Source organism: Pseudoalteromonas sp. SG41-5, assembly GCF_014164495.1.
Lineage (GTDB): Bacteria > Pseudomonadota > Gammaproteobacteria > Enterobacterales > Alteromonadaceae > Pseudoalteromonas > Pseudoalteromonas rhizosphaerae.
The window spans coordinates 1-8,012 of record NZ_JACJFH010000137.1; the positions used below are offsets into that span (position 1 = coordinate 1).

The 8,012-nt window shown below is 41.3% G+C and carries 6 protein-coding genes; 5 read left to right on the forward strand and 1 reads right to left on the reverse strand.

Going from position 1 to position 8,012, the window contains the following annotated elements; genetic code table 11:
• From H5232_RS21310 to H5232_RS21325, 4 genes are all read left to right on the forward strand, one after another.
• Nucleotides 1-1,482 (forward strand): glycoside hydrolase family 105 protein (locus H5232_RS21310; RefSeq protein ID WP_182831469.1); only part of this gene is annotated, 1,482 nt, incomplete at its 5' end.
• A gap of 110 nt (nucleotides 1,483-1,592) precedes the next feature.
• Nucleotides 1,593-2,807 (forward strand): glycoside hydrolase family 105 protein, encoded by a 1,215-nt coding sequence (locus tag H5232_RS21315; protein WP_259400171.1) that lies wholly within the window; start codon nucleotides 1,593-1,595, stop codon nucleotides 2,805-2,807.
• 3 nt (nucleotides 2,808-2,810) lie between these two features.
• Nucleotides 2,811-4,478, forward strand: a complete 1,668-nt coding sequence (locus H5232_RS21320) for a glycoside hydrolase 43 family protein (RefSeq protein WP_182831470.1) — start codon at nucleotides 2,811-2,813, stop codon at nucleotides 4,476-4,478.
• 6 nt (nucleotides 4,479-4,484) lie between these two features.
• Complete coding sequence (locus H5232_RS21325; RefSeq protein WP_182784265.1) at nucleotides 4,485-5,441, forward strand: alpha/beta hydrolase; 957 nt, start codon at nucleotides 4,485-4,487, stop codon at nucleotides 5,439-5,441.
• A 68-nt stretch (nucleotides 5,442-5,509) separates the two neighbouring features.
• Here H5232_RS21325 and H5232_RS21330 read toward each other — a convergent pair whose 3' ends face one another.
• The gene (locus tag H5232_RS21330; protein ID WP_182831471.1) at nucleotides 5,510-6,937 is read right to left on the reverse strand and encodes a polysaccharide lyase family 1 protein; all 1,428 of its coding nucleotides are present in this window, start codon (nucleotides 6,935-6,937) and stop codon (nucleotides 5,510-5,512) included.
• A 190-nt stretch (nucleotides 6,938-7,127) separates the two neighbouring features.
• Here H5232_RS21330 and H5232_RS21335 point away from each other — a divergent pair.
• Nucleotides 7,128-8,012: TonB-dependent receptor plug domain-containing protein (locus H5232_RS21335; RefSeq protein ID WP_182831472.1), on the forward strand; the 885-nt coding region annotated here is incomplete at its 3' end.

Sequence of the window (8,012 nt, forward strand, 5' to 3'; positions counted from 1 at the left end):
AATTATGGCTATAGCTATATTGCCAGTTGGGGCAATCAGAGTTTAGATAAATCAGCTTTAGGTATGGCGGTATTTTTTAAAAAAGGTGATGTTATTGATGTACGCCAAGACAAAAATAACTACCTTGCAGTGCTTAAACCTAAAGGGCAAAATACACTGCATGCTGATTACTATTTTGCCTCTGTTTGGCAACCTGAAAGTGGTATCAACGATAAAGAAAGCTTTATTGAGTACCTTGATCAACAAGCTGAAAGATTGACAATTAAACCACGCATTACTTTGCATACCACAGTTACAGCAAAAAAAACGACGCAACCGCTTAATGATAAAATAGCCCTTGAATGGGCCCGCGCCCTTGCCGATTCAGAGCTGAAAAGAAAAGCACTAGGCTATCATGCCAATGGCTGGGATGTGAACCGTAAGCGCAGCCCAAAGTTTGAATACGACATTATCGGCTTACAGCCATATGCTTACTACCAATTAGGGATGGCAACTGATGAGCAAACTTATAAGAATGTGATTGCCCAAGTTACTGGTAGCTTTATTGATCAACAAGGCAAAATCACCGCCTATAAACAAAGCAATTTTAACATTGATAACATTCCGCCTGGGCGTAATCTTATCCAGCTATACCAAGATACCCAGCAGCAACAATATTTATCTGCCGCAAAAGCTTTACGTGCACAATTACAGTTACAGCCACGTACATCACAAGGCGCATTTTGGCACAAAAACAAATATCAACATCAAGTGTGGCTAGATGGCGTTTATATGGGTATGCCGTTTTTAGCCCAGTACGGTAGCTTATTTGAAACGGGCCATCAGCAACAAGAAACCTTCGCCGAGGTTGTAAACGAATTTAAGCTCACACGTGAAGCACTACGCGATCCAAAAACAGGGTTGTACTATCACGGTTGGGATGAATCTAAACAGCAAGCATGGGCAGATAAACAAACGGGTGTTTCTGCAGAATTTTGGGGCCGTGGTATGGGCTGGCTCGCTATGGCAGTGGTTGATGTACTCGATTACATCCCAGCAAAAAACACAGAGCAACGCGATACCTTACTCGCTATGGTAAAAGAGTTGGCCACTGATATTGCCAAAGTTCAAGATACTGATACTGGCACATGGTGGCAAGTTTTAGACAAACCAACGGCTTTAGGTAACTACCAAGAATCAACTGCAACAGCCATGTTTGCTTACTTTTATGCAAAAGCACTTAATAATGGCTATATCGATGCTGATTATCAAGACACTGCCCTTGCAGCGTATCAAGGTTTACTTAACCAATTTACATTAGTACATAGCGATGGCACGATAAGTATGACAAACCAATGCTATGTTGCAGGCCTTGGCTTTGGTCGTGATGGTAGTTATCACTATTATATGAGCGAGCCGGTCAGCAAAAATGATCCTAAAGGAAATGGTCCCTTCATTCTAGCAAGCCTTGAAGTAGCTAAGCTTCTAGCTGGTAACAACTAAACAGCCATAGATTATTCAGCCGGAAAGCAAAGTCCATCGCATTTTTGCTTACCGGCCAAAACTCACTTCCCTTCAACAACATCATCAGCACACTAAGCTCATAAGGATTTATGATGCGTATAATCCAAATCAATAAAAACAGCGTAAATAAAAATATTTTTTCATTTTTGCTCTGCTGCTTATTCTGCTCAATAATGAATGTGTCTGCGCAAAATAATAACAACTCACTGAGCTATGCCGTGCAACTGGCGAACTCTGAGATGATCCGTAATCCACAGGCCTACACCATTGATTGGCGCACTGAACCGCGCTGGGATTACACCCATGGCTTAGTGTTACTGTCATTTGCCAAGCTCTATCAGCATCAACCAGAACAACGCTATTTCAATTACATTAAAGAATATGTAGACGCGTTAGTAATGGAAGATGGCAGTATTAAAACCTACGTAATGAGCAAATATAATCTCGATATGCTCAATGCCGGCAAGTTACTGTTTTTTATGTTTGATGAAACAAAAGATCGTAAATATCGTCTTGCCCTCGATACTTTATATGCACAGTTCAAATTACAACCTCGCACAATTGATGGTGGCTTTTGGCATAAAAAACGCTATACCTCGCAAATGTGGCTTGATGGTTTATATATGGCAGCGCCCTTTTATGCCGAATATATCCGCCGCTTTGGGACAGTCGATCAGTATGATGATGTTATAAAACAGTTTGAATTAATTGAACAACATACTTATCGCAGTGACACCTCTCTACCTGTACATGGCTGGGATGAATCTAAACAACAGCGTTGGGCTGATAAAAAAACCGGACAATCACCTAATCATTGGTCGCGCTCTATCGGTTGGTACGCCATGGCAATGGTTGATGTATTAGATCAACTACCGAATGATCACCCTAAAAAAGCGTGGCTATCACAGCGCTTTAATACATTGATAGATAACATGTTAAAGCTGCGTTCTGACTCCGGTGTATGGTATCAAGTTACAGATAAAGGTGAATTAGACGGTAATTATTTAGAATCCTCTGGCAGTGCTATGCTCAGCTATACGATTGCAAGAGGTGTTAATCAAGGTTACTTGCCTGATAGCTACCAAGCAATTGCAAAAACCACCTTTAATGCTGTAGTTAGCAACTTTATTAAACGTGAGGCAGATAACACCTTATCAATAAAACAAGTATGCGAAGTGGCTGGGCTTGGCGGAAAACCATATAGAGATGGCAGCTTTGCTTATTACATCAGTGAAAATGTACGCGCGAACGATCCTAAAGCAGTCGGGCCTTTTATTCTTGCCAGTTTAGAAGTGGAGAAATAACCGATGCTAAACAACAAATACAATTTCTATTTAGCACTTTTTCTCGTTTGCTTAAGTAGCAGCCTAGGTTATGCAAAAGAGTCGCAATTACTATCGTCAACACACACTCAAAGCCCGTGGCAAGCAGATCTAGGTAATGGCGAATATAAAAACCCAATCTTGCATGCCGATTATTCCGACCCGGATGTAGTAGCTGTTAATGGCGATTATTACATGACAGCATCTAGCTTCAACTCTGCACCTGGCTTGCCTATTTTACACTCTACCGATTTAGTCAATTGGCAGTTAATAAATTATGCGCTGCCAATACAGCTGCCACAAGCCCACTTTGCAAAAGTACAACATGGCAACGGCGTATGGGCACCAACAATCCGTTTTCATGATAATAAATTTTGGATTTTTTACCCTGATCCTGATTTTGGTATTTATGTAACCACAACAGATGATCCTGCTGGAACTTGGTCAACCCCACAGCTTATTTTAGCGGGTAAAGGATTAATCTACCCGGCACCTTTATGGGACGACAATGGTAAAACCTACTTAATACATGCATGGGCAAAAAGTCGTGCTGGCTTTAATAATGTACTAACGCTGCGTGAAATGAAAGATGACGCAAGTTGGGTCAGTGATAAATTTACACACATTGTCGATGGTAAAAATCACCCTGGATATCGCACCATTGAAGGTCCTAAATTTTATAAACGTAACGGTTACTACTATATTTTTGCGCCTGCAGGTGGGGTAGATTTAGGTTGGCAATCGGTATTTAGAGCAAAAAAAATTACCGGTCCCTATGAAGCCAAAGTAGTAATGGCGCAAGGTAATTCAGTGATCAACGGTCCTCATCAAGGTGCGTGGGTTCACACCCAATTTGATGAGGACTGGTTTATTCACTTTCAAAGCAAACAAGCGTATGGTCGAATCACCCATTTACAACCTATGCGCTGGGACAATGATTGGCCAATCATAGGCATAGATAAAAATGGTAATGGAACTGGGCAACCGGTTTTACAGCACACTAAACCTAGAAGCAAAATTAACCCACAACCCGCCAGCATAGTGAACAATGATGAATTCAACAGCGCTGAGCTAAGCTTATTATGGCAATGGAATGCAAATCCAAGTAACAGCTGGTATTCACTGACAGACAACCCCGGCTTTTTACGCTTACACTCGCAGCAAATTACAGCACAAAACAATACTAATTTATGGTCAACGCCTTCATTGTTACTACAAAAAATTCCCGCAGAGCAATTTGCTTTTACGACCACATTGCAGGTCAACAAAACAAGCTCAGCGAGTTCCTCAGGACTAATTTTATTTGGTGAAGACTATGCATGGATTGGTATCAAAACATCTTCTACTGGCGAACAACAGCTAGTCTATGTGCACTGTTTTAATGCGAGAAAAGGCTGTAAAGAAAGTATCGTAGAGCAACAACCACTGACACAACCCTATCTTGAACTAAAAGTCGTTCTACAACCAGGCGCCACAGCCATTTTTAGTTATAGAACCGCTGCAAGTGCTGAGTTTCAAATTATTGGTGAACACTTCCAAGCTAAAAAAGGCCGCTGGGTAGGTGCTAAGTTAGGCTTATTTAGCCTGTCGCAAACTCCCGGCGCTAGCAGCTATGCCGATTTTGACTATGCCCGTTACGACACTTTGGATTAAATGAATATGCTAAAACATCAAACGTTGAACTTTTTTGCCGTATTATTGCTCTGTGTTCAGCCATGCATAGCAGCTGATTACACCGTTGAAAATACTTATAAAAAACTAATCAAACACTATCCACACATGCAGGTGCCCGCAACGACACTTCCTGACTCTGTAATCGCTCATAAAGCACTGGTTTACAAACAAACTAAAACCAGTGCACAGACTTTAGATATTTATCAGCAAACACAGCAAACACAAACGGCGCCTTTGATTATGTTGATCCACGGTGGTGGCTGGCAATCAGGTACCCCCGCATTAATGACAGCACTTGCAATTGCGCTGGTAGAACGTGGTTATGTTGTTGCCGCGCCCAGTTACCGTCTCAGCAAGGAAGCGCCTTATCCTGCAGCAGTTGAGGATTTAGTTGATGCGTTTCATTGGCTTAAAAATAATGCTGCTCAGTATAATATAGACAGCACTAAGATTGCTTTATCGGGCGGCTCTGCAGGTGGCCAATTAGCCGCGCTGTTAGCCTACAGCGGCGGAATTGTTGATAGCAGCGACACTAACTCCAAGCGATTTAAGGTCCAAGCGCTGATCAATATAGATGGCTTAAGTGACTTCACGTCCCCTGAAGCACTGCCTTTTGAAAACAACCCAGCCAAGGCCGTCACATCAGCCAGCAAGTGGTTGGGGGGTAGGTATGAAACTATCCCACAGCGTTGGCACGACGCATCGCCTATTTTCTATATTGATAAAAACGCGCCTGCAACACTTTTCATTAATAGCTCAGTGCCGCGCTTTCGTGCAGGTAGAGACAGCGCAATACAAAAGTTGCAACAGTTGCATATACCCAGTGAAGTTTACCAGTTTGATGATGCGCCGCATTCATTTTGGTTATTCCAGCCGTGGTTAACGCCTACGACCAGTGTTATTGATGACTTTTTAACAGCACAATTAGCTAAAACTCGTTGATCATTATTGTTTTAAAATTAAAGCCTTGATGAGTTAATGGTTATTTTAAGTCATCAAGGCTTTCTTTGTTAGTCGCTAAGCGAATTTAAGTACTGCTGCAAAACCTGCGCTGTAGTTGCATTTTTTAATTGCACCTGATGCTGTTTGAACCAATCATCCGCAACACCATCTTCATTAGCATCAACGATTGCAGGAACCCCTGTAAATTCCTGTTTATATGCATCCCAATTACCAATTAGCTCAAACTCATGATCAATCAAACCATTTTTCTTTATCGCGACACTATCAGCGAGCTGTTGATAAACAAGCGTATCAATACTGTCATGGAAATAGCCATGTGCATTACGACTTGCTCCTATATGTTGCCCTTTAATGGCATCACTAAATGCTTGCTTTGCACTAACATAAACCATGGTTGTTTGCATGGGTGATGTAATGATTGGTTTATCACTTAACCACTGGCTATTTTCATCACTGATAGTGCGGTTTGCTTTGACTGCTTTGCGATAATTTACACCTAAATAATTATGCTCAGTCAGTTGTGGGTTATTCTCAAGTACATTTCCCATAATATATGCCTGATTTTCTTTGATCTCTGGGGAATACCAAATATCAGCAAACTGCATGATCTTACTTGCTTTACCTGGTTTATAATAATTGTTGATCAAGTTAAAACGACCATTTTCTGATCCATAAACATTATTATGTCCCCAGTTAAAAATAATATTATTGATAAGCTCAACAAACTCTTCATCTTGTGCATACGGTGATTTAAGTCTATGACCATTGAGCCTAGGCGTTCTACTGGCATGATTGGCAATTATATTATTAATAAAGCTCGCATTTGCCCCGCCCCAAATGCCACCATAGCCATGATCGCCTTTAGGGTGAATTGAATGGCTTAAACTATGTGAAATAATGGAATTTTGTAATGTAAAGTTACGGTTATTATAGAAACTCGCAGTTTCATCCACTGACCAACTCAATGAACAATGATCAATAATGACATTCTCACTGTTACGTACCGTTAATGAATCATCAGCATAACCAAACGTACCTAAGCGAAAGCGCATATAGCGGATAATCACATTATCTGCGGATGAGACCGTCACAGGTGCACCAACAATGGCAATCCCACCTGGCGAACTTTGCCCCGCGATGGTGATATTACCATGTGAGATTTTAAGTTCCCCTGCCAATTTGATCACACCCGATACCGCAAATACGACAGTGCGAGGATGTTTTTGCACAATTGCATAGCGAAGGCTGCCTGGTTGGGGCTTATCTAAATTATCTTCCAATGTAGTCACTCTATAAAGCGTGCCATTAACTCCCCCTGTTGCGTATTTACCAAATCCTTTTGCCGTTGGAAAAGCCAATGTTGTATTGACTTGTGCAGCGTATAAATTAGTCGAAACAAAAACCGTCAACACAGTAATGATGCTTAGTATTACGATATTGAGATAGTTTAAATTATTATTCTTCAGAACTTGCATAATGTTCCTTGGCTATTTCGTTTTTAATGCTGGTTAAAATAAAAAATTGTCAATATGTAAATTGACAGTTTCATTAATACAGTGTTAACTTCATGTTATTCCATTTTGCCACCGGTGGCAAGTTGGGATTTGAATCAACGGGAATCGCATATCTTGCACACACAATTATAAGCCTGAAAAAGGAACAAAGATGAAGAGCATGAGATTAAGCACGATCGCAGCAGCATTAATGGTAGCTATGCCACTTTATGCGCAAACAACTGATCCTGCACAGCCAAAGGTAGAGAATGACAAACCAACAACAAGCGCCGAGAAAACAGCAGCTAAAAAAACCGTAGAAGCTGAAGATGATATTGAAATCATTGCTGTAACAGGCGTTTATCAAGCAGATTTAAAAGCACGTGCCATGGAGCGCGATGCTAAAGCGTTTAGCTCAGTGATTGCCACGGATGACATGGGAAACTTTGTTGATCAAAATGTCGCAGAGTCATTACGCCGTATTCCTGGTGTCACTTTAGAGCGCAGTGAAGGTGAAGGAAAATACATTGCAGTACGGGGGTTAGGTCCTAAATTCGTATCGGTGAGCATGAATGGTGCAGAACTATCTGGTGCGGGTGATGAACGTAAAATTGGCCTTGATGGTATCACTAGTGATTCATTAGGAGCCATTGAAGTATTTAAAACCCTTACCCCTGATATGAATCTAAATTCGATAGGTGGCGCAGTAAACGTCAAAGCTATCTCAGCATATGACCGTGGTAAAAACACCCTAAAAATGAAGCTGCAAGATTCATACAGTGAACTCAGAGAAGAACACTCGCCGAAGTTTAGCCTTGATGGCACACAGCTATTCTTAGACGAAAAAATAGGCGTTGGTTTTGCACTTTCTTATGAAGATAGGAAAACTCAAGTAGATGAGGTACGCCATCATAGCACTCGAGAATTAAACTTTTTACAAGGTGGCATTGGCCTCAGTGAAGAGCAATTAGGTGTTGCACCAGAAATATTGATCCCCGCGCAACTCGAAAACCGCCGTGAAATTGCTGATCGAACACGTACCACCGCAACTTTAAAT

Bases quoted from the DNA above. Each gene is read 5' to 3' on its own strand.
- H5232_RS21330 (WP_182831471.1), bottom strand. From the start codon at position 6,937: ATGCAAGTTCTGAAGAATAATAATTTAAACTATCTCAATATCGTAATA.
- H5232_RS21325 (WP_182784265.1), top strand. From the start codon at position 4,485: ATGCTAAAACATCAAACGTTGAACTTTTTTGCCGTATTATTGCTCTGT.
- H5232_RS21315 (WP_259400171.1), top strand. From the start codon at position 1,593: ATGATGCGTATAATCCAAATCAATAAAAACAGCGTAAATAAAAATATT.
- H5232_RS21320 (WP_182831470.1), top strand. From the start codon at position 2,811: ATGCTAAACAACAAATACAATTTCTATTTAGCACTTTTTCTCGTTTGC.